The sequence below is a fragment of the Microbacterium sp. K2 genome (genome assembly GCF_051365005.1).
GTDB lineage: Bacteria > Actinomycetota > Actinomycetes > Actinomycetales > Microbacteriaceae > Microbacterium > Microbacterium foliorum_B.
Genome location: NZ_JBLWII010000001.1, coordinates 2,006,995 through 2,029,323, shown reverse-complemented (window position 1 = coordinate 2,029,323; position 22,329 = coordinate 2,006,995). Strand labels below are relative to the sequence as shown.

Sequence of the window (22,329 nt, the reverse complement as noted above, 5' to 3'; positions counted from 1 at the left end):
CCGGTCACCGCCAGACGGCCGTGCGCCGGAGCGCCGCGAAGGTGAGGGCCACGACGGCGAGCGAGATCGCGCACGTCACGAGCGCGACCGCGGCCGCCTCGGGACGGGACGCCAGAGAGACACCCTGAAACAGCCGCACGGCGAGCACGGGCAGGGGCTCGGGGTAGGTGCGTCCGAGCAGCCACGCCACCTCGTACGATCCCAGCGCGTAGACGAAGCTGATCGCGGCGCAGATGACGATGGTCGGCGCGGTCAGGGGCAGCAGCACATGGCGGAAGCGGCGCCACCGGCCGGCGCCCAGGAGCGCGGCCGCCTCGTCGTAGGTGGCGATCCGGGTGGCGAGGGTGCCTGTGACGACGAGCGCGACGAAGGCGGACTCCTTCCAGGCGAACTCGGCGATCACTGCGCCCCACAACGGGCCGCCCACCCAGGAGGCCCACGACTCGGGCGGGATCCCGAGCAATCGGGGCAGGACGCCGGCGTCGGAGAGCAGCAGCCCGACGGTCGCGGCGCCGATGAGATGCGGCACGGTCACGGTCGTCGCGCCGAGGGCGGCGAGCAGGCGACTGCCCGCCCGACCCGACGCGATGACGACCGCAGCGGCCGTGCCGACGACGACGGCGATCACGGTCGACGCCGCGGCGACGGCGATCGACACGCCCGTCGCGGCGGCGAGGTCGCGCGGATGCGCGAGGAAGGCGTCGATCCCGGGGGTCACCGGACCCGCGATGGGCATGAGTCCGAGGGCCTGGAGCAGCGTGGCGCCGATGCCGCCGCCCACGACGAGCAGCGTCGCGAGGGCGGCGGGGAGCACCAGCAGCGTGCCGCGGAGGAGCTGACGGGCGCTCCCACGACGGCGCGCCACCGGCGCGAAGCTCATCGGTCGAGCACGCCCGTCCGCCAGCCGTCATCGAGCGCGGGGACCCACTCGGCAGCGAGCTCACCGTGCGCGTTCTCGGAGAGCACCTCGTACCCGGGCACGACCGGCGACGTCGGGAGGGCGTCGAACAGGGCGCGGTCGTCATCCGGCAGGCTCTCGATGTCGAGCACCGTGAACTGGCCCCACACATCCGGCTGCGCCTTCGCGACCTGCTGTTCGACCGAGAGTGCGACGTTCGCGACGACCATGGCGCCCGCGATCGAGTCCGAGTTCGCCGGCAGGCCGAGGAAGCTCGCGTTGCCCACGGTGCCGTCTTCGAGCGGCAGCACGGTGGTCTCCGGCGGGTACGTCCCGTCGGCGACGAGATCCGTGAGGGTCGCGGGGCCGTAGGTCATCGTGATGTCGATCTGACGGTCGGCGAAGAGCTGGCCCAGCTCGGCCTCGTTCGCGGGATATGTGTCGCCCCCGCGCCACAGGCTCGGGGCGAGTTCGCTCAGCCGATCGTAGAGAGCAGGGCTCAGCTCGTCGAAGGCCTCGTCCGAGTACGCCGCGGGCACCTCGTCGGCGCCGCCCGAGACGCTCGCCAGCACCTCGCGAACGAACACCGAACCGGTGAAGTCCGGCGGGGCAGGGTAGGTGAAGCGTCCGGGGTGGGCTTCGGCCCAGTCGAGCACCCCGGCGAGGGTCGTCGGCGGGTCGGGGATCGCCTCGGCGTTGTAGGCGAGCGTGAACTGCGCCTTGTGCCACGGGGCCTCGCAGCCGTCGACGGGCGTGCCGAAGTCCGACTGCAGCAGCGGGTCGTCGGGGTCGGTGGCAGTCATCGACGGCAGCAGGTCGGTCCAGCCGCACAGCCAGGCATCGGCCTCCTTGCCGGTGCGGAAGTTGTCGCCGTTGACCCAGATCAGGTCGACCGTGCCGTCTTCGCGGCCGGCCTGGATCTCGGTGAACACGCGGTTCAGCGCATCCCCCGTATCGGTCACGGGCACGCGCTCGAGCGTCACTCCGTACTCCGCCACGGCGGGGGCCAGGATGTCGTCGACATAGGCGTTGCCCTGGGCGTCGCCGCCGTACATCCACAGCTGCACGGTCTGACCCTCGGCATCCGCGAGCACGGCATCCCAGTCGTCGTATGCCGTCGACGCGCTGCTCTCGGGTGCCGCGCAGGCCGTGAGGGCGAGCAGCGGCACGGCGAGAGCGAGGGCTGCGGTTCTCCGAGGTCGTCGTGCGATGCTGCTCATCAGGGGTTCCTCGCTTCGGAATCGGTGTATCGGCATATCGCGCCGGGCTAGGGTATAGGAGTCGGGGAGGATGCTGTGGACGCTGGTGATTCGCGTGTCAGAGACGCCCCCTCGAAGCGGTCGGCGATCGTCCGCCTCGTGCTTCTCCTCCTGTTCGTCGCCCTCGTCGGAACGGTTGGGTATTTCCTCGCTCCGAGCGACATCGACGCGGTGCGTGACTGGGCGGCAGGCCTAGGGCCGGGCGGCGCGTTGCTCTTCGTCGTCGGATACGCCGCCCTCACGCTGACGCCCGTTCCCAAGAATCTGCTCACGATCGCCGCCGGTCTCGTGTGGGGCTTCTGGCTCGCCCTGGTGCTCGTCTACGTCGGTGCCCTGCTGGGCGCCGCAGCGTCGTTCGTGATCGGTCGAGCGCTCGGCAGGGAGGCCGTCGAACGCCTCACCGGTGCACGGGTCGCGCGCCTCGACGCCGCGCTGGCGCACCGAGGTTTCCTCGCGGTGCTCGGAGCGCGACTGGTGCCGATCATCCCGTTCACGCTCATCAATTACGGCGCCGGCCTGACGGCGGTGCGGCGACGCGACTACGCGCTGGGCACGGCCATCGGCATCCTTCCCGGGTCCGCCGCCTATGTGGCGCTCGGCGCGTTCGGACTCGAGCTCGGGCCGCCGTTCTGGATCGCGGTGGCGGTGCTGGGCGTGCTCATCCTCGGCGGCGTCGTGACGGCGGCGATCCTGCGGCGTCGTGACGGCGGCCGCTCGTCGTCGGCACAGCAGACCGAAGGCGGTCATGATGCTTGATCGTTCGCTGCGGGCCGTGCTCGCCCGACCGCTCGAGGCGACGGCCGCCGCCCTCGACCGCCCGGGCATCACTCCCGACCGCCTGACGGTGCTCGGACTCGCGCTCGGCGTCGCATCGGCCGTCACAGCCGGGTTCCAGCTGTGGTGGGTCGCCCTCGTGCTGTGGCTCGTCTCTCGGATCGCCGACGGTCTCGACGGCACCCTCGCCCGGCGCCGTCGACGGCTGGCTGAGTCGCAGGGACAGGAATCCGCCCCCTCCCACGCGGGCGGATTCCTCGACATCACCGCCGACTTCGTCGTCTATGGCGCGACGGTCGTCGGAGTCGCCTTCGGAGTCACGACTCAGTTCGGGGCTCCGTGGTGGCCGTTCCTGCTCGTGCTCCTCGTCTACTACGTGAACGGCACGGCCTTCCTCGCCTTCTCGTCGATCGCCGAGCGCACCGGGCGAACGATAGACGACGGGCGGTCGCTCTCCTTCCTCGGGCGGATAGCCGAGGGCACCGAGACCATCGCCGTGCATGCGCTGTGGCTCATCCTGCCGTTCTGGGCGTGGCAGATCGCGTTGGTGTGGGCGCTCTTCGTGGCCGTCAGCGCTGTGCAGCGCATCGTCGTCGGCTATCGCAGCCTGCGCTGAGTCGGGCCGGGCTCAGCCGCGGCGACGATGGATGCGGCCCAGGACGCGGATGCCGAATGCGACGGCTCCGCCGCGGAGGCCGCGCTGCGCCTCCTTCACGACGGCATTCCACCCGGCGTCGGAGTAGCTCGGGTACGCGTGCATCGTCGTCGCCAGCGTGCGCACGTTCATGCCGGTCTTGACCGCCACGGTGTACTCCGCGAGCGACTCTCCTGCCCGCGGTCCGACGATGACGGCGCCGGTGACGCGGCCTCGCCGGTCGACGACGATGCTCGTGAAGCCGTCGGTGTGTCCGTCGGCGATCGCCCGATCGAGATGAGCGTGGGAATGCACGATCACTCGCATCCCCCGTGCGCGAGCCGCATCCGGCGTGATGCCGACGGCCGCGACCTCGGGCGAGGTGAACGTGATGCGTGGCACGATGTCGGCGTCGATCTTTCGGGAGAGCCCGAGCACGGCGTTCGTCGCGGCGACGCTGCCGTACATGCCGGCGGTGTGCGTGAACCGCGGCAGCGGGGTCACATCACCGGCGGCACGGATGCGCGGGTTCGACGTGCGCAGCGAGGCGTCGACGTCGACGGCCCCGCGGCGATCGAGGCGCACACCGGCTGCAGACAGCCCGAGGTCCGCGGTCTCGACGCGACGACCCAGCGCCGCCAGCGCGCGGTCGAAAGAGACCTGCGTGCCGTCGCTCAGCGTCGCGGTGCCCGACGGCGACGGAGCGTCGTCGGCTCCGGGGGAGTCGAATGCGCTCACCGTCGCGCCGAGGCGCACGTCGACCCCGTCTGCGCGGAGGGATGCGAGGACCACGGCGCTCGCCGCGGCATCCTCCTTCGGAAGCAGCCGATCACCGCGGTGCACCAGCGTGACCGCGCTGCCCAGACGCGCCATCGCCTGCGCGATCTCGCAGCCGATCGCGCCGCCGCCCTGCACCAGCAGCCGAGCGGGCAGTTCCTCCAGATCCCAGAACGTCTCGTTCGTCAGCACGTCGATCGACGCCTCGCCCTCGACGGACGTGCGCACCGGCGTGCTTCCCGCGGCGATCAGCGCGTCACGGAACTCGATGCGCTCGCCGTCGAGCACGACGGATCGAGGGCCATCGAACCGTGCGCGACCGAGGAGGGTGTGGACGCCGTCTCGGTTGAGTGTCTCGGGGGAGTCGATGGGCTCGATGCGATGGATCGCGGAGTGCACGTGCTGCATGACGGCGGGGAAGTCGACGCGGACCTCGCTTGCTGTCACGCCCAGCCCTGCACTGCTGCGCGCGGCGTGCGCGGCGGCGGCCGACGCGATGAGCGCCTTCGACGGCACGCAGCCTGTGTGCAGGCATTCGCCGCCGAACCGGTGCGCCTCGATCAGCAGCACGCGCGCGCCGAGCGCAGCCGCGGTGCGCGACCCGACGAGTCCGGCGCTGCCGGCTCCGATCACGACCAGGTCCCACGTGCGTGCGCCTGCTTCACCTGCGGTCAGTGCGCGCGCCGGTCTGCGAGAAGGGGTGCTCATGCCTGAAGCCTAGAGTGGACCCGGAAGCGGGAGGGCGGATGGCGGCATTGATGCGGCGCTACGGCGTGGGTGCGCGCTGGTACGACGTGCTCTCCGGTGAGCGCCCGGTGTATCGGGCCGGACGCCTGGCGGGGATCTCTCTGCTCGACCTGAGCACCGGCGACGCCGTCGTCGACCTCGGATGCGGCACCGGTCTGAACTTCGCGCTGCTGCTCGACGCGACGGGGCCGTCGGGGGTCGTGATCGGCATCGATCGCAGCGCCGAGATGCTGGCCGTGGCCCAGAAGCGGATCGACCGCGAGGGCTGGGGTGACAGGGTGCGCCTGATCCGTGCGGATGCGGCAGAGCTGAGCCCCGAAGCGGTGGTCCAGGCCGTGACCGAGCTGCGCGGCGGTGACGACGGCCGGGCGGAGGCTCTGCTCGCGACCTACTCGCTCAGCGTGATCACCGAGCGAGAAGAGGCCTGGCGTCGAGCGCGAGCGTGCCTGCGCCCCCGCTCGAAGGCGTGCATCGTCGACATGCAGCCGCCGCACGGGTTCTGGCGTGTTCTCTCACCGCTGGCGCGTCTCGCGTGCGCGACCGGGGGAGCGGACATCTCGGCACGGCCGTGGCGGATGCTCGAGCGCGATGCAGTCGACCCCGCGTCGGTACGCCGGGTCGAGCGCAAGGGCGGGCACATCGTCGCGGTCGTTGCGACGGTCGACGGCGGTTCACCGCTCTGACCTGACCGGGGGGTGACCGGAGCGCCGTGCGGTCGGTGCCCGACCGCACGGCGCTCGTGAGTCACGGGACGATGACGGCTCGGCCGCGGATGCTGTTCGCGGCGAGATCCTCGTAGGCCTTCGGGCCGTCGTCGAGCGAGTAGGTCTCGGTCTGCACGTGGATCTTGCCGGCACGTGCGAGCTCCAGCACCTCGATGAGCTCGGAGCGCGAACCCCAGTAGGGGATGCGCACGGCGGCGTCGTAGGCGATCGAGCCGAAGCCGAGGCTCATGGTTCCGCCGCCGATGCCGACGATCGTGACGTCGGAGTCGAGTGCTGCAACGCTCTGCGCCAGGGCCATCGTCGGGTTCGCCCCGACGAAGTCGAACACGGCGTTCGCACCCAAGCCGCCGGTGATCTCGCGGATCTTCTCTGCCGCGGAGGCATCGCTGATCAGCACGTGGTCTGCGCCGACTTCTGTGGCGAGGGCGAGCTTCTCGTCGTTCACGTCGAGGGCGATCACGGTGGCGCCCGAGATCGCCTTCAGGATCTGGATGCCGACGTGACCCAGCCCGCCGGTGCCGATGACCACGGCGAAGGTGCCGGCACCGAGCTTCGGGAGCGAGCGCTTGATCGCGTGGTACGGGGTGAGGCCGGCATCCGTCAGTGAGACGTTCTGCACGGGGTCGAGGTCGCCGAGCGGCACGAGGTGGCGGGCGTCGTCGACGATCATGTACTCGGCCATCGAGCCCTGGCTGCCGAGACCGGGAGGGCGGATGCCCTCGGCGGCAGCGTTGGTGCAGTAGTTCTCCATGCCCTGCGAGCAGTTGTGGCAGCGGCCGCAACCCCACGGCCCGTAGACCGCGACGGCGTCGCCGACCTTGAGCGTCGAGTCGACGCCCTCGCCGATCTCGTGCACGATGCCCGCGCCTTCATGACCGAGCGTCAGCGGCAGCGGGTAGCTCTGCTCGAGGTAGTCCTTCTCGGGGAGGCCCATGACGTAGTCGTCGGAGTGGCAGACGCCGCCCGCGGTGATCTTGAGCAGCACCTGGCCGGGGCCGGGCTTCGGGATGGGGATGTCGACGACGACGGGGGGCTTGCCGATCTCGACGTAGCGGAGAGCTTTCATGAATGTGCCTTCTTTCCGACAGAACGAATGGTCTGCCGCGCGGTGCGGAAGGCGGGAGCGCTCGAACCTGTCCCTTCAATTATCGAACCTCTTGACAACCACTCCACTCAGGCATAACGTACAACCAAATGGTTGCACAAAGAGAACTGAGTGAAGCGGAGGTCGACCGTGTGTTCCACGCACTGGCGACGTCGACCCGGCGTGACATCCTGCGCCGGACGATCGAGCGGGAGCAGTCCGTCTCGACCCTCGCCTCCGAATACGAGATGTCGTTCGCCGCGGTGCAGAAGCACGTCGCCGTGCTCGAAGCGGCGGATCTCATCGTCAAGCGCGCCGAGGGACGCGAGCGGCTCGTCCGCGCGAACCCCGAGATGATCGCCCGCGCCAGGGCGCTCCTCGCCCGATACGAAGAGCTGTGGCGGTCGCGCATCGCCCGACTCGACGAGCTGCTGGCCGAGAAGCCGGCGCCTCGTGAAGACACCACCCCGACCGACACCACCGAAGATCCACGAACCGAAGAAGGAGACTGACATGCCCGTCACGGATGTCACCACCGATGCCGACAACCTCACCATGACCGTCGTCGCCGATTTCGCGGCCCCCGTCGAGCGGGTCTGGGACGCCTACAGCGACCCGCGCCAGCTCGAGCGCTTCTGGGGTCCTCCCGGATGGCCGGCGACCTTCACCGCCTGGGACCACACCGTCGGCGGCAAGGCCAACTACACGATGAACGGACCGCGAGGCGAGAAGGCCTCGGGCACCTGGGAGTTCCTGCGCATCGATGCCCCGCATGGCTTCGAGGTGCTCGACGCGTTCGCCGACGAAGACGGCACGCCCGACCCCGACCTGCCCTCCATGCGCATGGTGTTCACGTTCGAGCCCACCGATCAGGGCACACGGATGGTCACCACGAGCCACTTCGCATCTGCCGATGCACTCGAGCAGGTCGTGTCGATGGGCGCGGTCGAGGGCACGAAGCTCGCGATGAGCCAGCTCGACGCTGTGCTGCAGGACCTCCGCGACTACGCGCAGGGCAAGGGCACGCAGGTCGAGCTGCTCGACGACACCCATGTGCGCATCACGCGTCTCGTCGAGGGTCCGCGCGACCTGGTGTGGCGTGCGCACAACGACCCCGAGCTCATGAAGCAGTGGCTGCTCGGCCCCGACGGGTGGGAGATGACCGAGTGCGTCGTCGCTACCGAGGTGGGCCAGACCTACCGCAACTCGTGGGCGCCGGTGGGCGACACCGAGGGGCAGCCGTTCGGATTCGAGGGCGAGGCGCTGCTGATCGACGCGCCCCGTCGGTCGGTGCAGACCGAGCGGATGATCGGGATGCCTGTCGAGACGCTGAACGACCTCAACCTCTACGAAGAGGACGGCGCGACGCTGATCACCCTCTACATCGAGTACCCCGACAAGGAGACGCGCGACATGATCCTCGCCACCGGCATGGCCGACGGCATGGAGACGTCGTACGCACGCCTCGAGCGGGAGCTGCTCGCGGTCTGACGTTCGTCAGCGCCGGCGCGGCCGGGGTGCGGGGTCGATAACGCATCCCGGCTTCGCTGTGGGGTCAATAGTGCACCGCATCCGCGGGTTTCCGGTGCACAAGTGACCCCGCACCGGCCGCAGCCGCACCACCGGCCGCAGCCGCACCACCGGCTGCACCGGCCGCCCGCTCAAGCGGGAGACGTCAGAGCGCGGCCTTGTGATCGGCGCGGCGCGGCGTGCGCGTCGACCAGATCGCGAGTGCGATGAGCACGGGCTGGAAGAACAGGCGCACGAAGCGCTTCATGTCGGTGTCGAGGCCGAAGGCATCGCGGTGCTCCGTCCACTGTGCGATGTTGCCGGGGAAGACCGCGACGAAGAACAGCGCGGTGATCACGCCGACCAGTCCGCGACGCTTGCGCGCGACGAGCAGGGCCGCGCCGAGACCGACCTCGACGACGCCGGAGGCGAGCACGGTCACATCAGGATCCAGCGGCACCCAGTCCGGCACCTGCGCCCGGAACTCGTCCCGCGCGAACGTCAGATGCGAGACGCCGGCGAACAGGAGGAAGGAACCGAGGAAGACCCGACCGACGGTACGCGCGACATTCTTCTTCGACATGGTGCGAGTGTACGCGGGCGTCTGCTTCCGGAGCCCCGTGTGCCTCAGATCAGGCGGCGCAGCGCCTCTTCGAGCGAGATGCCCTGCGCTTCGGCGCTGTCGCGCAACCTCGCGTGCTCATCGCTCGAGAGTGCCAGGCTCACGACGATCGGATCGTCGACAGGGGCGTCGAGGCCATCGAGCAGATCGGATGCCTCGGCCCAGAGCGGCTCGGCGACGACCGTCGCGGCGGCGGGGGCGGAAGGCGTCGAGGCGGTGGCAGGAGCGGTGGCCGAGGAGGCATCGGATGCCGGCGCCGCCGCAGCGATCGGTGCGGATGCCGCGGCGGCAGCCCCGGCATCCGTCGCCATCGTGAAACCGGGGCCCCGGCGCGGCTCCTGCTTCGCCTGGTAGGCCTTGGCCGCAGCGTTCGCGCGCTCGTCGGCGGCCTCGTTCAGGGGGTGGCCGGCGTGGCCCTTGACCCAGGAGAACTCGACGTCGCGCCCGCGGATGGCCTCGTCGATGCCCTCGAGCAGATCGCGGTTGAGCACCGCCCCGCCGTCTGACTTGCGCCAGCCCTTGCGCTTCCACCCCGGCATCCACTTGGTCACCGAGTCGATCACGTAGCGGCTGTCGCACTCGATCATCAGCTTCTCGGAGATGCCCGCGGTCGCCTGCAGCAGTTCGAGCACGGCCCGCAGCTCACCCTGGTTGTTGGTGCCGTGCGGTGATCCGCCCGCGGCCCAGTTGTCGTCGTCGATGTACCAGGCCCAGCCGTTGGGGCCGGGGTTGCCCAGGGCAGAGCCGTCTGCGGCGGCGGTGATCGTCATCCCTCAACCGTAGCCGCGCCCGGCGACACCGCCCGTCGCGGGTGCGTTCGCGTGGGCAACGCTCCCGACATAGTGTGGGCGGATGCCTTCCGACTTCACCTTGAACTCCTGGATCGGCAGCGCGGTGGCGATCGGCACCGCGATCGTCGTCGCCGCAGCCGCACTCGCCCTGCTTGCTCTGGTCGCCGCCCTGATCAGCCGGCGAGTGCCGTGGGTGCGTGATCTCGCCCGTCGGGTGCGCAACGCGATGATCGTGACGGCGGCGGTGGTCGCGATCTGGATCGCCGCGTCGGTCACCGAACCCGCAGAGCAGTCGTGGTGGCCGGCGGTCTCGAGGATCTTCTTGATCGCCACGATCCTGGCCGGGTCGTGGCTTCTCGCCGCATCGGTCTCGTTCGGCTTCGAAAGGCTCATCGATCGCGAAGAGACGGTGCTCGTGGGTCCAGAGGCGCGTCGTCGTCGCACGCAGCTCCTCGTCATCCACCGCCTCGTGCTGGTCACGATCGGCGTCCTCGCGCTGGGCACCGTGCTGTTCACGTTCCCCGAGATGCGCGCGGTCGGCACGAGCCTTCTCGCATCCGCCGGCATCGTCAGCATCATCGCCGGCCTGGCCGCGCAGTCGATCCTCGGCAACCTCATCGCAGGCGTGCAGGTGGCGTTCACGGATGCCGTCAAAGTGGGCGACGTCGTGGTCATCCAGGGGGAGTGGGGGCGTATCGGCGAGATCAACCTCTCGTACGTGGTCGTCTACATCTGGGATGAACGGCGACTCGTCGTGCCCTGCAGCTACTTCACGACCACGCCGATCGAGACCTGGACCAGGAAATCCGACAAGATCCTCGGCACGGTCTACCTTGATCTCGACTGGCGGGTGCCGATGGACGAGCTGCGTCAGGAGTTCCAGCGCATCGTCGAAGCATCACCGGCGTGGGACGGTCGTTCGTCCGACGCGGCGGTCACGGAGGCGCAGGGCGGGTTCGTCACCGTGCGTCTGGTGATGTCGGCCAAGGACTCGGGTGATCAGTGGACGCTGCGCTGCGAGGTGCGGGAGAAGATCATCGGCTGGCTGCAGCGGGAGCACCCTGATGCGCTTCCGCGCACACGGGTGGATCTGGCGCCGCAGCTCGCGGACTGACGCCCCGAGCCGTCGCCGACGTCAGTCTTCGGGTTCGGGTTCGGGGTCGGGTTCGCGGTTCTCGATCGAGAACGACTCGGGCGCGGGCAGTGCGACGGGGAAGGCGACCGAACTGACCGACACACCTGCGCCGAGTCCCAGGCCGATCGACAGCGGGTCGACGGCCGGCACCTCGTCGAGCACCTCCGACTCCGAACGCTCGAGCGGCTCAGACGGCAGAGTCCACTGGTTCTCTTCTTCGTCGGTGCGCTGCTGGAAAAGTCCCATGGGTCCCATTCTCGACCTGCCACACGGCAGGGCGACCGGATTCACACCGGATTGATCGGTTCAGGCGGATGCCGTCAGCCGACGCGTCGGAAAGTGAAGTATCCCGCGACATGGCCGTGGTTCACCACGCCGGTTCCTGTACTCAGCATGCGCGCCGAAGTCGTCGCGCCGGACTCCACGAATGTGTAGCCCGTGTGCTCGAGCCGCCAGCCGATGCGCTCGATCTCGCTGAGGAAGTACCCGACGTGGTCGTCGCTCACGAAGTCGTTCTCCGCCGAACCCCATGACGACGGCTGTCCGGTCAGACGACTGACCTCCGCCTGCAGGTGCAGCAGTGCATCGCCGCGGTCGTATGCGTCCCGCGACAGCTGCAGCAGGCGCGTGGCCTCTTCGGTCGTCGGCATGATGTTCCCCCTCTTGTCGTCATTCCATCACCCACAGCGATGTCGATCCAGTGCGGTCGGCTCGCACAGTGCGGGGCGTCAGGCGGATGCCGCACGCACCGCGTCGACGAGTTCTCGCCACGGGCCGTCGAGTGCGGAGTCGGGAAGCTCGCGCTCGCGCTCTTCCGACGGCGTGCGCACTCTGATCAGCCAGACGAAGCGGTCTGCGCCCGAATCGGCGTCGCTGTCGGCATCCCACGGGCAGCTGTCGATCATCGCGATCCAGTGGTTCGTCTCGGCCGGGTCGGGTTCGACCCGCCACTTGCGGCGGATGCCGGCGATGCCGCCCGAGCGCACCACCGCGATGACGACCTGCGGGTCAGTCGGTGCGGGGGACTCGCTCATCTTCATAGACTCCCACGGTCGCCCACGCACGTCGAGCGGCTGCGCCCGTGGCGTCGTCGATGGCGGATGCCGCGGCGACCGTCGCGTCGGCGAACTCGGTGAAGTTCGCGGTGCTCGACAGTCCGCCGGTGAGTGCGCGATACCAGACGGTTCCGGCGGTCTCCCACGCCTTGCCGCCGAGGTCGATCGCGAAGAGGGCGAAGGCGCGGTTGGGGATGCCCGAGTTGATGTGCACGCCCCCGTTGTCTTCGGTCGTGCGGACGAAGTCGCTCATGTGCGCCGGCTGCGGATCCTTGCCGAGCTCATCGTCGTCGTAGGCGGTGCCCGGCTCGATCATGGAGCGCAGGGCGCTGCCCTGCACGGCATCCGTGAAGATCTCTGCCCCGATGAGCCAGGTCGCCTCGTCCGCGCTCTGCCCGAGCAGAAACTGCTCGGTGAGCGCGCCGAAGACGTCGGCGATCGACTCGTTCAGCGCACCCGGCTGCCCCTGGTACTCGAGGTTGGCGGTGTATTGCACGACGCCGTGCGCGAGCTCGTGACCGATGACCGTGGTCGACGACGTGAAGCCGACGAACACCTCGCCGTCGCCGTCGCCGAACACCATGCGCTCGCCGTCCCAGAAGGCGTTGTCGTAGTCGACGCCGTAGTGCACGGTCGCGTCGAGCGGTGCCCCAGCGTCGTTGAGGGAGTTGCGGCCGAAGGCCGAGAGCAGCATCTCGAACGTCGCCCCGAGTCCGTCGAATGCCTCGTTGACCGACACGTCGTCGACCGGGCCGTCGTCTTCTGTCCTGACGATCGCGCCAGGGAGGTTCTGCGTGTTGCCGGCGTCGCTGATCGTGCGGTTGGGGGCATCGGAGAGCTCGGCGACCAGGTCGCCGTTCTCGTCGATCGAGAGGTCGAGGCGGGCACGGAACGGCGGTCTGCCTGCCGTGAGCGTCTGCCGCGCGGCGGCGGCGGCACGGGGGTAGCGGCCCGACTCGGCGAGGCGCGCGAGCAGGTACGAAGGGACGACTCCTGGTATTTCGGTGTGGCTGCTCATGTTCAGACCCTACGCCGGGGGTCCGACGTTCTGGCAAGGGCGATGCGGTTCGGCGGGCTGATGCGGCGTACGCCACGCAGGGCCGAATGCACCCGAGAAGGCCGGATTCACGGCATCCGGCCTTCTCTGGCGCACATGGCCGCCGCAAGCGACCTGGGCAGCGCCGCGGCAAGCGGCCTGGGCAGCGCCGCGGCAAGCGACCTGGGCTGCCCGACGCCGCACTGGCGCTCCCAGGAACCACGCCCGCGATCTCGCGTAAAATCGGCACAATGACCGATGCTCCCTCCGACGCTGCACCCGACCTCGGACCCGGCATCGACCCCGAAGACCTCGCCACCACGCTGCGGGTGCTCTCGGAACTGCACCAGATCGACAACGAGCACCCCGACTTCGTGGCCGTGCGCCATGCGACCGCCGCGATGTTCAAGGCCGTCAAGCGCGTGCGTCGCAAAGAGATCCGCGATGCCATCGCCGACGCCGACAGGGCCGTCGTCGCCCGCACCGCCACCGGCGCCCCCGACCGCATCGACGACGAGACCCGCGGCCACGACCTGGCGACCAGCGTCGTCGACGCCCCGATCGCCGGCGAACTGCTCAAGCCCCGCAACTGCTACATCTGCAAGCAGCCGTACACGGTGGTCGACGCGTTCTATCACCAGCTCTGCCCCGACTGCGCGCGCTTCAGCCACGGCAAGCGCAACGCCCGCACCGACCTCACCGGCAAGCGCGCGCTGCTCACCGGCGGCCGCGCCAAGATCGGCATGCACATCGCGCTGCGGCTGCTGCGCGACGGCGCGCACACCACGATCACGACGCGATTCCCACGCGACGCGGTTCGCCGCTTCTCGGCGCTGCCTGACTCGGGTGACTGGCTGCACCGCCTGCGTGTGGTCGGCATCGACCTGCGCGACCCCGCCCAGGTGATCGGTCTCGCCGACTCGGTCGCGGCTCAGGGGCCGCTCGACATCCTGATCAACAACGCCGCGCAGACCGTGCGACGCTCTCCCGGCTCCTACTCACTGCTGGCGGATGCCGAACTGCAGCCGCTTCCCGACGGTCCGCTGCCCGAGATGGAGACGTTCGGCCACACCGTCGACCCGCATCCGCAGGCCCTGCAGGCATCGGTCGACTCGCACCCGCTGCTGTCGGTCGCAGCCCTCGGCGGCACCGTCGCCGAGCAGGGCGGCCAGGCACTCACCGCCGAAGATCTCGCACGTCTCGCGATGGCCCCCGGATCGTCGTCGCTCGAGAAGCACGCCGACGGCACCGCGATCGACGCCGGCGGTCTCGTGCCCGACGTGAACACCTCGAACAGCTGGGTGCAGTCGATCGACCAGGTCGATCCGCTCGAGATGCTCGAGGTGCAGCTCGCCAACACGACGGCGCCGTTCCTGCTGATCAGCCGCCTGCGAGCCTCGATGGCCGCGTCGTCGGCGAACCGCAAGTACGTGGTCAACGTCTCGGCCATGGAGGGGCAGTTCTCGCGCCGCTACAAGGGCCCAGGACACCCGCACACCAACATGGCGAAGGCCGCTCTCAACATGCTCACGCGCACCAGCGCCGGTGAGATGCTCGAGACCGACGGCATCCTGATGACCGCCGTCGACACCGGCTGGATCACCGATGAGCGGCCGCACTACACGAAGGTGCGTCTGGCCGAGGAGGGCTTCCACGCCCCGCTCGACCTCGTCGACGGAGCCGCTCGCGTCTACGACCCGATCGTGCGCGGCGAGGCCGGCGAAGACATCCACGGCGTCTTCCTGAAGGACTACGAGCCGAGTCCCTGGTGAGTCCGGGCCTGGGGCATCCGGCGTTCGGCATCCGGCATCCGGGCATCTGGCTGACGATTCCCCGGATGGCTGGCTGTAAGCGCCTCGCCGGTCAGCCAAGCGGGATTCGGTCAGCCACGTGGACATGTGGAATCCCGGCCCGGGCGATCCCAGGCCTTCGCCGTGGTGGTCTGGCTGACGATTCCCCGGATGGCTGGCTCAACGCGCCTCGCGGTCAGCCAAGCGGGATTCGGTCAGCCCGATAGAAGGGAACCGGTCACCCAGACAGGAACCGGTCAGCCAGACGGGATTCGGCCAGCCAGACGGGAACTATTCGGTCAGTCGGACGGGACCAGGCCAGCCCGATGGGCGGGAGTCGTCTACGGGGGCGGTGTCATCGAGCGCGGATCTCGAGGTTCGCCGACGCCCAGGTGCCGAGCTGGTCGAGGATGGGCAGCAGTCCGCGACCGCTGTCGGTCAGCGAGTACGAGACCGTGACCGGCGGGCCGGCGTCGACTGCGCGGGCGACGAGCCCTGCCTCGGCGAGTTCGGCCAGGCGGTCGGAGAGCACGGTGTCGCTGATGCCCGAGACTGCGCGCCGCAGCGAGACGAAGGTCGAAGGGCCGCCGCCGAGTGACGAGACGATCATGCCGTTCCAGCGCTTGCCGAGCACGCTGAAGGCCAGTGTGACGGCGGCGTCGCACACGTGACGCTCTTCGTCGATCTCGGCCATGCGACCATCCTACCTGTGCTACGTTAACGCGAGTCGCTAAGAAAAACAGAGTGACTACGAAAAACGAAAGGCACCTCTCATGTCCCTGTTCCGCCTGGATGCCAGCATCCTTCCCGCGTCGTCCGCCAGTCGTTCGCTCGCCGACCTCGTCGAAGCAGAGTGGTCCGCGTCGCACCCGGACTCCACGGTCACCCGCCGCGATCTCGCCGCCGACCCCGTGCCCGCGACCGCCTGGGCGGATGCCGTGACCGGCGGCTTCGTCGATGAGGCGCAGCGCACTCCCGCTCAGAACGAGGCCCGCGCCCTCGCCACCACCTTCGCCGACGAGCTGATCGGCGCCGACGCGCTGCTGTTCGCCGTGCCTCTCTACAACTACGGCGTCTCGCAGCACTTCAAGACCTGGTTCGATCTGGCTTACACCGACCCGCGCATCGACCCGCAGGGCACCGCTCTTCGCGGCAAGCCCGCCACCCTCGTGACCGTGCTCGGCGGCAACTACGCGCCGGGAACCCCCAAGGAGGGCTGGGACCACTCCACCGGATGGCTGCGCCGCGTGCTCGAGGACGTCTGGGGTCTCGACCTGCGCATCGTCGAGCGGCCCTTCACTCTCGTGGGCGTCAACCCCGCACTCGACGCCTTCGCCGACACCGCCCGCGAACTCAAGGAGAACGCCGAGCAGTCGGCGCGCACCTACGGTCGCGAGCTCGCCGCACTCCGGGGCGACCAGGTCGCCTGACCTCCCGGCGGCGTGAGCGGACACCACGTCGCCACCCGTCTGCAGGACCAAAGCACGGATGCAGGATCGGAACACGGTTTCCGGGCCTGCATCCGTGCTTTCGTCCTGCATTCGGTACGGGAGACAGGGCCCCAGACGAGAGGCCCCGGACGAGAGGTCTCAGCCGAGAGGGGTCAGGCGAGCGGCCCGGGGAACGGATGCGGCAGCCACACCGTCACGTTCAACCCGCCGCCCTCGATGGCCGTGAGCACGAGCGAGCCGTCGTGCGCCTGCGCGATGCGCTGAACGATCGCGAGGCCGAGGCCGACACCCACGTGATCGTCGTCATCCGCGGGACCGTCATCGCGCCCAGGTTCGCCAGCGCGAGCACCCCCCACAGCACGAGCACCCCCCACAGCACGAGCACTCCCCACACCTCGAGCACTCCCCACACTGCGGGTGCGGTCGGCGCCCCGCTGGAAGGGCTCGGCGAGCGTCGCCACGAGATGGGCCGGCAGCACGTCGCCGGTGTTCTCGACCACCAGCGCCACAGCGTGCGGCAAAGCGTGCGTCCGCACGATGACGGTGCCGTCAGCGGCGCGGTTGTGCACGATCGCGTTGTGCACGAGGTTGGTGATCAGCTGCTGCAGCAGGGCCGGCGAACCGAGCACGGTCGCGGTGTCGCCGCCGACGTCGATCGTCACGTCGCGACGCTCGGCGAGCGGAAGCAGCGTCTCGGCTGATTCCTCGGCCAGCAGCGAGAGGTCGACCGGCTCGCGAGTGAACGTGCGGCGCTCGGCGCGGCTGAGCATCAGCAGCGCCTCGGTCAACTCGATCGCGCGGGCGTTCACCTCGTACAGCCGGTCGATCAGCGCGTCGACGTCTCGCTCGGGGTCGTTGCGGGCGACTTCGAGCATGGTCTGCGAGATCGCCAGCGGTGTGCGCAGCTCGTGCGAGGCATTGGCCGCGAACCGCTGCTGCTCGGCGAGGTGCGCCTCGAGCTGCTCGAGCATCGAGTCGAACACGTCCGCCAGGTCACGGAACTCGTCGCGCGGGCCCTCGAGCGCGACGCGGTGCGAGAGCGACCCCTGAGCCGCGAGCTGTGCGGCTTTCCCGATGCGGTCGAGGGGAGCCAGCATCCGACCGGCGATGATCCAGCCGCCGCCCAGCCCGATCGCGAGCAGCACGAGCATCATCGCGACGGCCGCGGGGATGAAGGCGCGGATGAGGTCTGATCGGTTCGGCACGAACATATCGAGATCGGTGGGAATGTTCACGTCGGGCACGTACCGCAGCAGGTAGAGGGCGACGGCCGCGAGCAGCCCGATGCCCGACACCACGACGACGCCCGCATAGCTCAGGGTGAGCTTCCAGCGGGCGCTCATGCCGCGGCGCCGTTTCGGGCGGATCGGGTCAGCCATCGGCATCCGTCGCGATGCGGTAGCCGACGCCCGGCACCGTGAGGATCAGCCAGGGCTCACCCAGTCTCTTGCGCAGCGACGAGACGGTGATGCGCACGGCGTTCGTGAACGGGTCTGCGTTCTCGTCCCATGCCCGCTCGAGCAACTGTTCGGCGCTCACGACACCGCCGGCCGCGTCGATCAGCACTTCGAGCACCGCGAACTGCTTGCGGGTGAGGGCGACATATCTGCCGTCACGGAACACCTCGCGGCGGAACGGATCGAGCCGCAGCCCCGCGATCTCGAGCACGGGCGGCCGCGCACGCTGGCGCCGACGGTCGAGCGCGCGCAGCCGCAGCACGAGCTCGCGCAGCTCGAAGGGCTTGGTGAGGTAGTCGTCGGCGCCGATCTCGAAGCCGGTCGCCTTGTCGTCGAGACGATCGGCCGCGGTGAGCATGAGGATCGGGATGCCGCTGCCCGACGCCACGATCGAGCGGGCGACGTCGTCTCCCGACGGGCCGGGGATGTCTCGGTCGAGCACGGCGAGGTCGTAGGAGTTGATGCTGAGCAGCTCGAGTGCCGTGTCTCCGTCGCCGGCGATGTCGGCGGCGATGGCTTCGAGTCGCAATCCGTCGCGCACGGCCTCTGCGAGGTAGGGCTCGTCCTCGACGATCAGCACCCTCACGACACAGCTCCCATGTGCTCAGAGCTTACGCACCCCGACATATCGGGAGCATATGCAAAAGCGCATACGCCGTCGCAACAGGCCCCCTTCTTGACTGAGGACATGAACACACGCACTGCCCTCAGACAGCGACGCCTCACCGCGATCGTCGGTGTCGCTCTGCTCGCCGCGGCCATCACGGGCTCGGTCGTGCTGATCGGCCAGCAGTCGCTGGCGTCGGCATCCGTCCCTCCCACCGTCTCGCCTGCGTCTCTCCCCGAGGCCGACGGGGTGATCCGCGACGAGGGCGCCGTGTCGGTGTTCGACGAGACCCCCGCCGTGACCAACCTCGACTCCGATCTGCTCGCTGCCGTGCGTGCCGCCGCCACCGCCGCCGAACACGACGGCGTGCGCATGCATGTGAACAGCGGATGGCGGTCGGCCGAGTACCAGCAGGTGCTGCGGCAGGACGCGGTCGCCGAATACGGGTCTGAAGAGGAGGCCGCGCGCTGGGTCGCCACCCCCGAGAACTCGGAGCACGTGTCGGGGGATGCGATCGACCTCGGTCCACTCACCGCACAGGACTGGCTGGCGCAGCGCGGCGACGAGTTCGGTCTCTGCCAGATCTATGCGAACGAGCGCTGGCACTTCGAACTGCGTCCCGCGGCCGTGGCCAACGGATGCCCGCTGATGTACGACGACCCGACCGCCGACCCGAGGACCCAGCGATGACGACCGCGCTCACGACTCCGCGCCTCACACTCTCGCGCATGCACGCACCGACCCTGCACACGCTGCCCGACGCGATCGCGGCGAACGTCGAGCGGATGCGGTCGGCCACCGACGCTCGCATCATGGCGGTCGTCAAGGCCGACGGCTACGGTCTCGGCGCCGGCACTGTCGCGCGCGCGGAGATCGGCGCCGAGGCCGCGTGGCTGGGCGTGACCGATGCGGGGGATGCCGCAGAGCTGCGCGATGCGGGCATCGAGGTGCCGATCCTCGCGTGGCTGAACCCGGCAGGGGTCGACGTCGCACAGGTCGTCACGGATCGCGTCGACATCGCGGTCGGCTCCGTCGACGAGCTGCGGCAGCTGATCGCCGATGCGTCGTCGCTGCCCGGTGGACGCGTGCGGGCGCATCTGCACATGGACACGGGGATGTCGCGGGGTGGGGTGCCGCTGCAGGACTGGGCCGAGCTGCTACGGGTCGCTCGCTCGGGCCGAGACCGCATCGAGGTGGTCGGGGTCATGGGGCATCTGCCAGACGCCGACGCTGCTGACCCTGCGATGAACGCCCCGGCTGTGCTGCGGATGAGACACGCACGGGATGCCGTGCTGCGCGCCGGGTTCGGCCCGCTGATCGTGCACCTCGCGGCGACGTCCGGCACGCTGACCGACCAGGCGACGCACTTCGACATGGTTCGCGTCGGCGCCGGGCTGGTCGGCATCGACCCGTCGGAGACCGTGTCGCTGCAGGGGGCTGCGCGGCTGACGGCGTCGGTCGTGCACAGCAGCGTCGTGCCTGCGGGCACTCCGATCGGGTACGGCGGCGCGTACGTGACCGAGCGTACGACCCGCCTGGGCGTGATCGGCGTCGGGTATGCCGACGGCATCCCGCGGGAACTCGCGTCGGGCGCAGCCGTCGCGATCGACGGCATCCGCTGCCCGATCGTCGGGCGGGTCTCGATGGACCAGATCGTCGTCGACACGGGTGAGCTGGTCGTGCCCCGGGGCACGACCGCCGTCGTGTTCGGACCCGAGGCGGGCGCGGTGCCGACCGTGCAGGAGTGGGCGAGGTGGGCGGCGAGCATCCCGCACACCATCGTCACGGGCATCGGCGCGCGCGTCGAAAGGGCGATCGCGTGAGGGTGCTGGTCATCGGAGGAGGGCAGAATGCCGAACACGAGGTCTCGCTCGCGTCGGCGGCCGCGGTCGCAGAGGCGTTGCGTGTCGGAGGACACGACGTCAGCACGGTGACGATCTCGCGCGAAGGCGTCTGGGAGGTGGCGGGCGTCTCGGAGGGTGCCACCGCCGCCCACTCTCTCGCTCTCGCTATGCCGCTCATAGCCGCCACGGATGTCGTATTCCCCGCGGTGCATGGAGCGCTGGGTGAAGACGGCGTGCTTGCTGCGCTGTGCGCACTCGCGGGGGTTCCCGTGGTCGGATCCGGTCCGCGGGCGGGGGCGATCGGGATGGACAAGTGGGCGACGAAGCTGGTCGCCCAGGCAGCGGGGCTGCGTACGGCGAGGGGACGTCTGATCGATGCGGCCGACTGCGGGGACTCCGAGTTCGAGGGCCCCGTGGTCGTGAAGCCGGTGTCGGCCGGATCGAGCTACGGTGTCTCGGTCGTGCGTTCGGAGCAGGAACTCGGACCCGCGCTGCGCGAAGCGGCGCGGTTCGACCGACGCATCCTGGTCGAAGAGGTCGTGAACGGGAGGGAGATCGACGTCGCCGTGATCCGGGAGGCCGGAGGAGTGCGCTGGGCGGCCCCGCCGCTCGAGATCCACGCGGCAGGGCTGTTCGACACCGGCATGAAGTACGACGGCAGTGCGAAGTTCACGGTGCCGGCGCAGCTCTCGGCTGCCGAGACGACGTCGCTCGCGCGTTCGGCGCTGACCATGTTCGACGCTCTCGGATGCACCGGCGTCGCGAGGATGGACTTCTTCCTCACCGCCGAGGGGCCGGTGCTGAACGAGGTCAACACGATGCCGGGGTTGACCGCGGCATCCCAGGTGCCGCGGATGTTCGCGGCGGCCGACGTGTCGTACGTCGAGCTGGTGTCGCGCCTCGTGCGCGCCGCCGAGGTGCCGGGGCGGTGAGCGCGCGCGTCGGCTGGCCCGATGTCGGGAAGGGCGTCTGCATCATCCTTGTGGTGCTCTGGCATGTCGTGACCAAGCACGCGATCGAGGTCGACGGCGCCGGTGCGATCACCGGCGCCTGGGCGACGCTGAACGCACAGCTGCTGCCCCTGCGGATGCCGCTCTTCTTCCTGATCTCGGGGATGTTCGCCGGCAGTGTCGTAAATGCTCCCGCGCGGACCCCGTGGCGTCGCCGGGCCGGGCGGCTCGCTGCGGTCTACGTCATCTGGGTCGTGATCCAGACGTTCGTGCTCGCGCTCACGCCCGACTTCGACACCGCCAGAGCAGAGAACGGATGGCAGCTGCTCGCGCAGCTCACGATCAGCCCGACCAACCTCTGGTATCTGCTCGCCCTCGCGGTGTACTTGCTCATCGCGCGCCTGGTGCGGCACGTGCCCGCCGCCGTGGTGCTGCCGGTCGCGTTCGCGATCGCCGCGGTCGCGGCCGCGGGAGTCATCCCCGACCTCGGCAACCTGTGGCAGCTGGCGCAGAACCTGTTCTTCTTCCTCGCGGGGTTACGACTGCGGGGCGTCGTCGAACGGTTCGCGGCGGCATCCACTCCGCTGCGCACGCTCATGCTTTTAATGGCATATGTCATCGCTGCCGGTGCGGTCGGAGTTCTCGGCATGCGTCAATGGCCCGGCGTCTGGCCGCTTCTCGCCGTGGTCGCGGTCGCGGTCGGCGTCGCGGCGTGCGCGATGATCGATCGGCACTTGGGTGTCGTCGCCCGGCGGCTGCGGTGGGTGGGTCAGCGCACGCTGCCGATCTATGTGATCCACATGATCCCGCTCGCTCTGATCGACGGTGCGCTGCGCGGAGCGGGCTGGGTCGCGATGCCGGCGGTCGAGGTCGTCTGGCCGATCGTGCTCACCGCGGTGGTGATCGCCGTCTGCCTCGTGGTGCACGCAGGCCTCGAGCGGGTGGGGCTCGCGGTGCTCTTCGACCCGCTGAGGCCGCTCGACCGGATGGCTCAGGCCCGGATGGCTGGCTGATGCCCGGATGGCTGGCTGAGGCCCGGATGGCTGCGGTACGGATGGCTGGCTGAGGCTCGGATGGCTGCGGTACGGATGGCTGGCTGAGGCTCGGATGGCTGCGGTACGGATGGCTGGCTGAAACCCGGATGGCTGACTTACGAGCCTCATACGGTCAGCCATCCGGGCGAA

General features: G+C 69.7%; 25 protein-coding genes. 12 read left to right on the top strand and 13 right to left on the bottom strand.

Annotation, left to right across the window (positions count from 1 at the left end):
- Positions 1-4: 4 nt before the first annotated feature.
- Positions 5-880, bottom strand: a complete 876-nt coding sequence (locus tag ACLKOY_RS09840) for an ABC transporter permease (protein ID WP_436453463.1) — start codon at positions 878-880, stop codon at positions 5-7.
- A complete protein-coding gene (locus tag ACLKOY_RS09835; RefSeq protein ID WP_436453462.1) occupies positions 877-2,118 on the bottom strand; it encodes an ABC transporter substrate-binding protein in 1,242 nt (413 codons plus the stop codon). The genes ACLKOY_RS09840 and ACLKOY_RS09835 overlap by 4 nt, the downstream gene beginning before the upstream one ends.
- A gap of 75 nt (positions 2,119-2,193) precedes the next feature.
- On the opposite strand from ACLKOY_RS09835, the gene ACLKOY_RS09830 reads away from it, so the two are divergent.
- Together ACLKOY_RS09830 and ACLKOY_RS09825 are read left to right on the top strand one after the other, a co-directional pair.
- A complete protein-coding gene (locus ACLKOY_RS09830; RefSeq protein ID WP_436453461.1) occupies positions 2,194-2,913 on the top strand; it encodes a TVP38/TMEM64 family protein in 720 nt (239 codons plus the stop codon).
- On the top strand, positions 2,906-3,547 hold the full coding sequence (locus ACLKOY_RS09825) for a CDP-alcohol phosphatidyltransferase family protein (RefSeq protein WP_436453460.1): 642 nt from the start codon (positions 2,906-2,908) through the stop codon (positions 3,545-3,547). Before ACLKOY_RS09830 ends, ACLKOY_RS09825 begins: the two co-directional genes overlap by 8 nt.
- 12 nt (positions 3,548-3,559) lie before the next feature.
- Here ACLKOY_RS09825 and ACLKOY_RS09820 read toward each other — a convergent pair whose 3' ends face one another.
- Entirely contained in the window at positions 3,560-5,050 is a 1,491-nt protein-coding gene (locus ACLKOY_RS09820) for a dihydrolipoyl dehydrogenase family protein (protein WP_436453459.1), read from the bottom strand.
- Positions 5,051-5,088: 38 nt separating this feature from the next.
- Here ACLKOY_RS09820 and ACLKOY_RS09815 point away from each other — a divergent pair, with 38 nt between their 5' ends.
- Positions 5,089-5,772, top strand: a complete 684-nt coding sequence (locus ACLKOY_RS09815; protein ID WP_436453458.1) for a class I SAM-dependent methyltransferase — start codon at positions 5,089-5,091, stop codon at positions 5,770-5,772.
- A 61-nt stretch (positions 5,773-5,833) separates the two neighbouring features.
- Here the strand turns inward: ACLKOY_RS09815 and ACLKOY_RS09810 are convergent, their stop codons facing one another.
- Positions 5,834-6,880, bottom strand: a complete 1,047-nt coding sequence (locus ACLKOY_RS09810; protein ID WP_436453457.1) for an NAD(P)-dependent alcohol dehydrogenase — start codon at positions 6,878-6,880, stop codon at positions 5,834-5,836.
- Between the two features lie 128 nt (positions 6,881-7,008).
- Here ACLKOY_RS09810 and ACLKOY_RS09805 point away from each other — a divergent pair, with 128 nt between their 5' ends.
- Positions 7,009-7,410, top strand: a complete 402-nt coding sequence (locus tag ACLKOY_RS09805) for an ArsR/SmtB family transcription factor (protein WP_436453456.1) — start codon at positions 7,009-7,011, stop codon at positions 7,408-7,410.
- A gap of 1 nt (position 7,411) precedes the next feature.
- Positions 7,412-8,389 carry an SRPBCC family protein gene (locus ACLKOY_RS09800; protein ID WP_436453455.1) on the top strand — a complete coding sequence of 326 codons (978 nt, stop codon included), beginning with the start codon at positions 7,412-7,414 and terminating at the stop codon, positions 8,387-8,389.
- Positions 8,390-8,573: 184 nt separating this feature from the next.
- Here ACLKOY_RS09800 and ACLKOY_RS09795 read toward each other — a convergent pair whose 3' ends face one another.
- Together ACLKOY_RS09795 and ACLKOY_RS09790 are read right to left on the bottom strand one after the other, a co-directional pair.
- Positions 8,574-8,990 carry a DoxX family protein gene (locus tag ACLKOY_RS09795; RefSeq protein WP_436453454.1) on the bottom strand — a complete coding sequence of 139 codons (417 nt, stop codon included), beginning with the start codon at positions 8,988-8,990 and terminating at the stop codon, positions 8,574-8,576.
- 44 nt (positions 8,991-9,034) lie between these two features.
- Positions 9,035-9,799, bottom strand: coding sequence for a ribonuclease H family protein (locus tag ACLKOY_RS09790; protein ID WP_436453453.1), 765 nt, complete (start codon positions 9,797-9,799; stop codon positions 9,035-9,037).
- 82 nt (positions 9,800-9,881) lie between these two features.
- Here ACLKOY_RS09790 and ACLKOY_RS09785 point away from each other — a divergent pair, with 82 nt between their 5' ends.
- Positions 9,882-10,934, top strand: coding sequence for a mechanosensitive ion channel family protein (locus tag ACLKOY_RS09785; RefSeq protein ID WP_436453452.1), 1,053 nt, complete (start codon positions 9,882-9,884; stop codon positions 10,932-10,934).
- 21 nt (positions 10,935-10,955) lie between these two features.
- Here ACLKOY_RS09785 and ACLKOY_RS09780 read toward each other — a convergent pair whose 3' ends face one another.
- The 4 genes from ACLKOY_RS09780 to ACLKOY_RS09765 form a co-directional block, all read right to left on the bottom strand.
- The gene (locus ACLKOY_RS09780; RefSeq protein ID WP_436453451.1) at positions 10,956-11,201 is read right to left on the bottom strand and encodes a hypothetical protein; all 246 of its coding nucleotides are present in this window, start codon (positions 11,199-11,201) and stop codon (positions 10,956-10,958) included.
- A gap of 74 nt (positions 11,202-11,275) precedes the next feature.
- Positions 11,276-11,605 (bottom strand): hypothetical protein, encoded by a 330-nt coding sequence (locus tag ACLKOY_RS09775; protein ID WP_436453450.1) that lies wholly within the window; start codon positions 11,603-11,605, stop codon positions 11,276-11,278.
- 78 nt (positions 11,606-11,683) lie between these two features.
- Positions 11,684-11,989 (bottom strand): protealysin inhibitor emfourin, encoded by a 306-nt coding sequence (locus ACLKOY_RS09770; RefSeq protein ID WP_436453449.1) that lies wholly within the window; start codon positions 11,987-11,989, stop codon positions 11,684-11,686.
- Complete coding sequence (locus ACLKOY_RS09765) at positions 11,964-13,028, bottom strand: M4 family metallopeptidase (protein WP_436453448.1); 1,065 nt, start codon at positions 13,026-13,028, stop codon at positions 11,964-11,966. The genes ACLKOY_RS09770 and ACLKOY_RS09765 overlap by 26 nt, the downstream gene beginning before the upstream one ends.
- Before the next feature lie 269 nt (positions 13,029-13,297).
- On the opposite strand from ACLKOY_RS09765, the gene ACLKOY_RS09760 reads away from it, so the two are divergent.
- On the top strand, positions 13,298-14,818 hold the full coding sequence (locus ACLKOY_RS09760) for an SDR family NAD(P)-dependent oxidoreductase (protein WP_436453447.1): 1,521 nt from the start codon (positions 13,298-13,300) through the stop codon (positions 14,816-14,818).
- Positions 14,819-15,191: 373 nt separating this feature from the next.
- On the opposite strand, the gene ACLKOY_RS09755 is transcribed toward ACLKOY_RS09760, so the two are convergent.
- A complete protein-coding gene (locus ACLKOY_RS09755; protein WP_363572730.1) occupies positions 15,192-15,530 on the bottom strand; it encodes a winged helix-turn-helix transcriptional regulator in 339 nt (112 codons plus the stop codon).
- Between the two features lie 79 nt (positions 15,531-15,609).
- Between ACLKOY_RS09755 and ACLKOY_RS09750 the strand changes: the two genes are divergently transcribed.
- A complete protein-coding gene (locus ACLKOY_RS09750) occupies positions 15,610-16,266 on the top strand; it encodes an FMN-dependent NADH-azoreductase (RefSeq protein ID WP_436453446.1) in 657 nt (218 codons plus the stop codon).
- A 173-nt stretch (positions 16,267-16,439) separates the two neighbouring features.
- Here ACLKOY_RS09750 and ACLKOY_RS09745 read toward each other — a convergent pair whose 3' ends face one another.
- Positions 16,440-17,630 (bottom strand): sensor histidine kinase, encoded by a 1,191-nt coding sequence (locus ACLKOY_RS09745; RefSeq protein ID WP_436454112.1) that lies wholly within the window; start codon positions 17,628-17,630, stop codon positions 16,440-16,442.
- 28 nt (positions 17,631-17,658) lie between these two features.
- Entirely contained in the window at positions 17,659-18,330 is a 672-nt protein-coding gene (locus tag ACLKOY_RS09740) for a response regulator transcription factor (RefSeq protein WP_436453445.1), read from the bottom strand.
- 102 nt (positions 18,331-18,432) lie between these two features.
- Between ACLKOY_RS09740 and ACLKOY_RS09735 the strand changes: the two genes are divergently transcribed.
- The 4 genes from ACLKOY_RS09735 to ACLKOY_RS09720 are packed head-to-tail and all read left to right on the top strand — an operon-like array spanning position 18,433 to position 22,158.
- Entirely contained in the window at positions 18,433-19,041 is a 609-nt protein-coding gene (locus tag ACLKOY_RS09735; protein ID WP_436453444.1) for a M15 family metallopeptidase, read from the top strand.
- Positions 19,038-20,174, top strand: coding sequence for an alanine racemase (alr, locus tag ACLKOY_RS09730; protein WP_436453443.1), 1,137 nt, complete (start codon positions 19,038-19,040; stop codon positions 20,172-20,174). The genes ACLKOY_RS09735 and alr overlap by 4 nt, the downstream gene beginning before the upstream one ends.
- Positions 20,171-21,127 carry a D-alanine--D-alanine ligase family protein gene (locus ACLKOY_RS09725; RefSeq protein WP_436453442.1) on the top strand — a complete coding sequence of 319 codons (957 nt, stop codon included), beginning with the start codon at positions 20,171-20,173 and terminating at the stop codon, positions 21,125-21,127. Before alr ends, ACLKOY_RS09725 begins: the two co-directional genes overlap by 4 nt.
- Positions 21,124-22,158 (top strand): acyltransferase family protein, encoded by a 1,035-nt coding sequence (locus ACLKOY_RS09720; protein WP_436453441.1) that lies wholly within the window; start codon positions 21,124-21,126, stop codon positions 22,156-22,158. Before ACLKOY_RS09725 ends, ACLKOY_RS09720 begins: the two co-directional genes overlap by 4 nt.
- The last annotated feature ends 171 nt before the right edge of the window (positions 22,159-22,329 follow it).

Bases quoted from the DNA above. Each gene is read 5' to 3' on its own strand.
- ACLKOY_RS09770 (WP_436453449.1), bottom strand. From the start codon at position 11,989: ATGAGCGAGTCCCCCGCACCGACTGACCCGCAGGTCGTCATCGCGGTG.
- ACLKOY_RS09835 (WP_436453462.1), bottom strand. From the start codon at position 2,118: ATGAGCAGCATCGCACGACGACCTCGGAGAACCGCAGCCCTCGCTCTC.
- ACLKOY_RS09765 (WP_436453448.1), bottom strand. From the start codon at position 13,028: ATGAGCAGCCACACCGAAATACCAGGAGTCGTCCCTTCGTACCTGCTC.
- ACLKOY_RS09745 (WP_436454112.1), bottom strand. From the start codon at position 17,630: ATGAGCGCCCGCTGGAAGCTCACCCTGAGCTATGCGGGCGTCGTCGTG.
- ACLKOY_RS09755 (WP_363572730.1), bottom strand. From the start codon at position 15,530: ATGGCCGAGATCGACGAAGAGCGTCACGTGTGCGACGCCGCCGTCACA.
- ACLKOY_RS09795 (WP_436453454.1), bottom strand. From the start codon at position 8,990: ATGTCGAAGAAGAATGTCGCGCGTACCGTCGGTCGGGTCTTCCTCGGT.
- ACLKOY_RS09820 (WP_436453459.1), bottom strand. From the start codon at position 5,050: ATGAGCACCCCTTCTCGCAGACCGGCGCGCGCACTGACCGCAGGTGAA.
- ACLKOY_RS09735 (WP_436453444.1), top strand. From the start codon at position 18,433: ATGAACACACGCACTGCCCTCAGACAGCGACGCCTCACCGCGATCGTC.
- ACLKOY_RS09780 (WP_436453451.1), bottom strand. From the start codon at position 11,201: ATGGGACTTTTCCAGCAGCGCACCGACGAAGAAGAGAACCAGTGGACT.
- ACLKOY_RS09800 (WP_436453455.1), top strand. From the start codon at position 7,412: ATGCCCGTCACGGATGTCACCACCGATGCCGACAACCTCACCATGACC.
- ACLKOY_RS09750 (WP_436453446.1), top strand. From the start codon at position 15,610: ATGTCCCTGTTCCGCCTGGATGCCAGCATCCTTCCCGCGTCGTCCGCC.
- ACLKOY_RS09825 (WP_436453460.1), top strand. From the start codon at position 2,906: ATGCTTGATCGTTCGCTGCGGGCCGTGCTCGCCCGACCGCTCGAGGCG.
- ACLKOY_RS09810 (WP_436453457.1), bottom strand. From the start codon at position 6,880: ATGAAAGCTCTCCGCTACGTCGAGATCGGCAAGCCCCCCGTCGTCGTC.
- ACLKOY_RS09840 (WP_436453463.1), bottom strand. From the start codon at position 880: ATGAGCTTCGCGCCGGTGGCGCGCCGTCGTGGGAGCGCCCGTCAGCTC.
- ACLKOY_RS09760 (WP_436453447.1), top strand. From the start codon at position 13,298: ATGACCGATGCTCCCTCCGACGCTGCACCCGACCTCGGACCCGGCATC.
- ACLKOY_RS09815 (WP_436453458.1), top strand. From the start codon at position 5,089: ATGGCGGCATTGATGCGGCGCTACGGCGTGGGTGCGCGCTGGTACGAC.
- ACLKOY_RS09805 (WP_436453456.1), top strand. From the start codon at position 7,009: ATGGTTGCACAAAGAGAACTGAGTGAAGCGGAGGTCGACCGTGTGTTC.
- ACLKOY_RS09790 (WP_436453453.1), bottom strand. From the start codon at position 9,799: ATGACGATCACCGCCGCCGCAGACGGCTCTGCCCTGGGCAACCCCGGC.
- ACLKOY_RS09775 (WP_436453450.1), bottom strand. From the start codon at position 11,605: ATGCCGACGACCGAAGAGGCCACGCGCCTGCTGCAGCTGTCGCGGGAC.
- ACLKOY_RS09785 (WP_436453452.1), top strand. From the start codon at position 9,882: ATGCCTTCCGACTTCACCTTGAACTCCTGGATCGGCAGCGCGGTGGCG.
- alr (WP_436453443.1), top strand. From the start codon at position 19,038: ATGACGACCGCGCTCACGACTCCGCGCCTCACACTCTCGCGCATGCAC.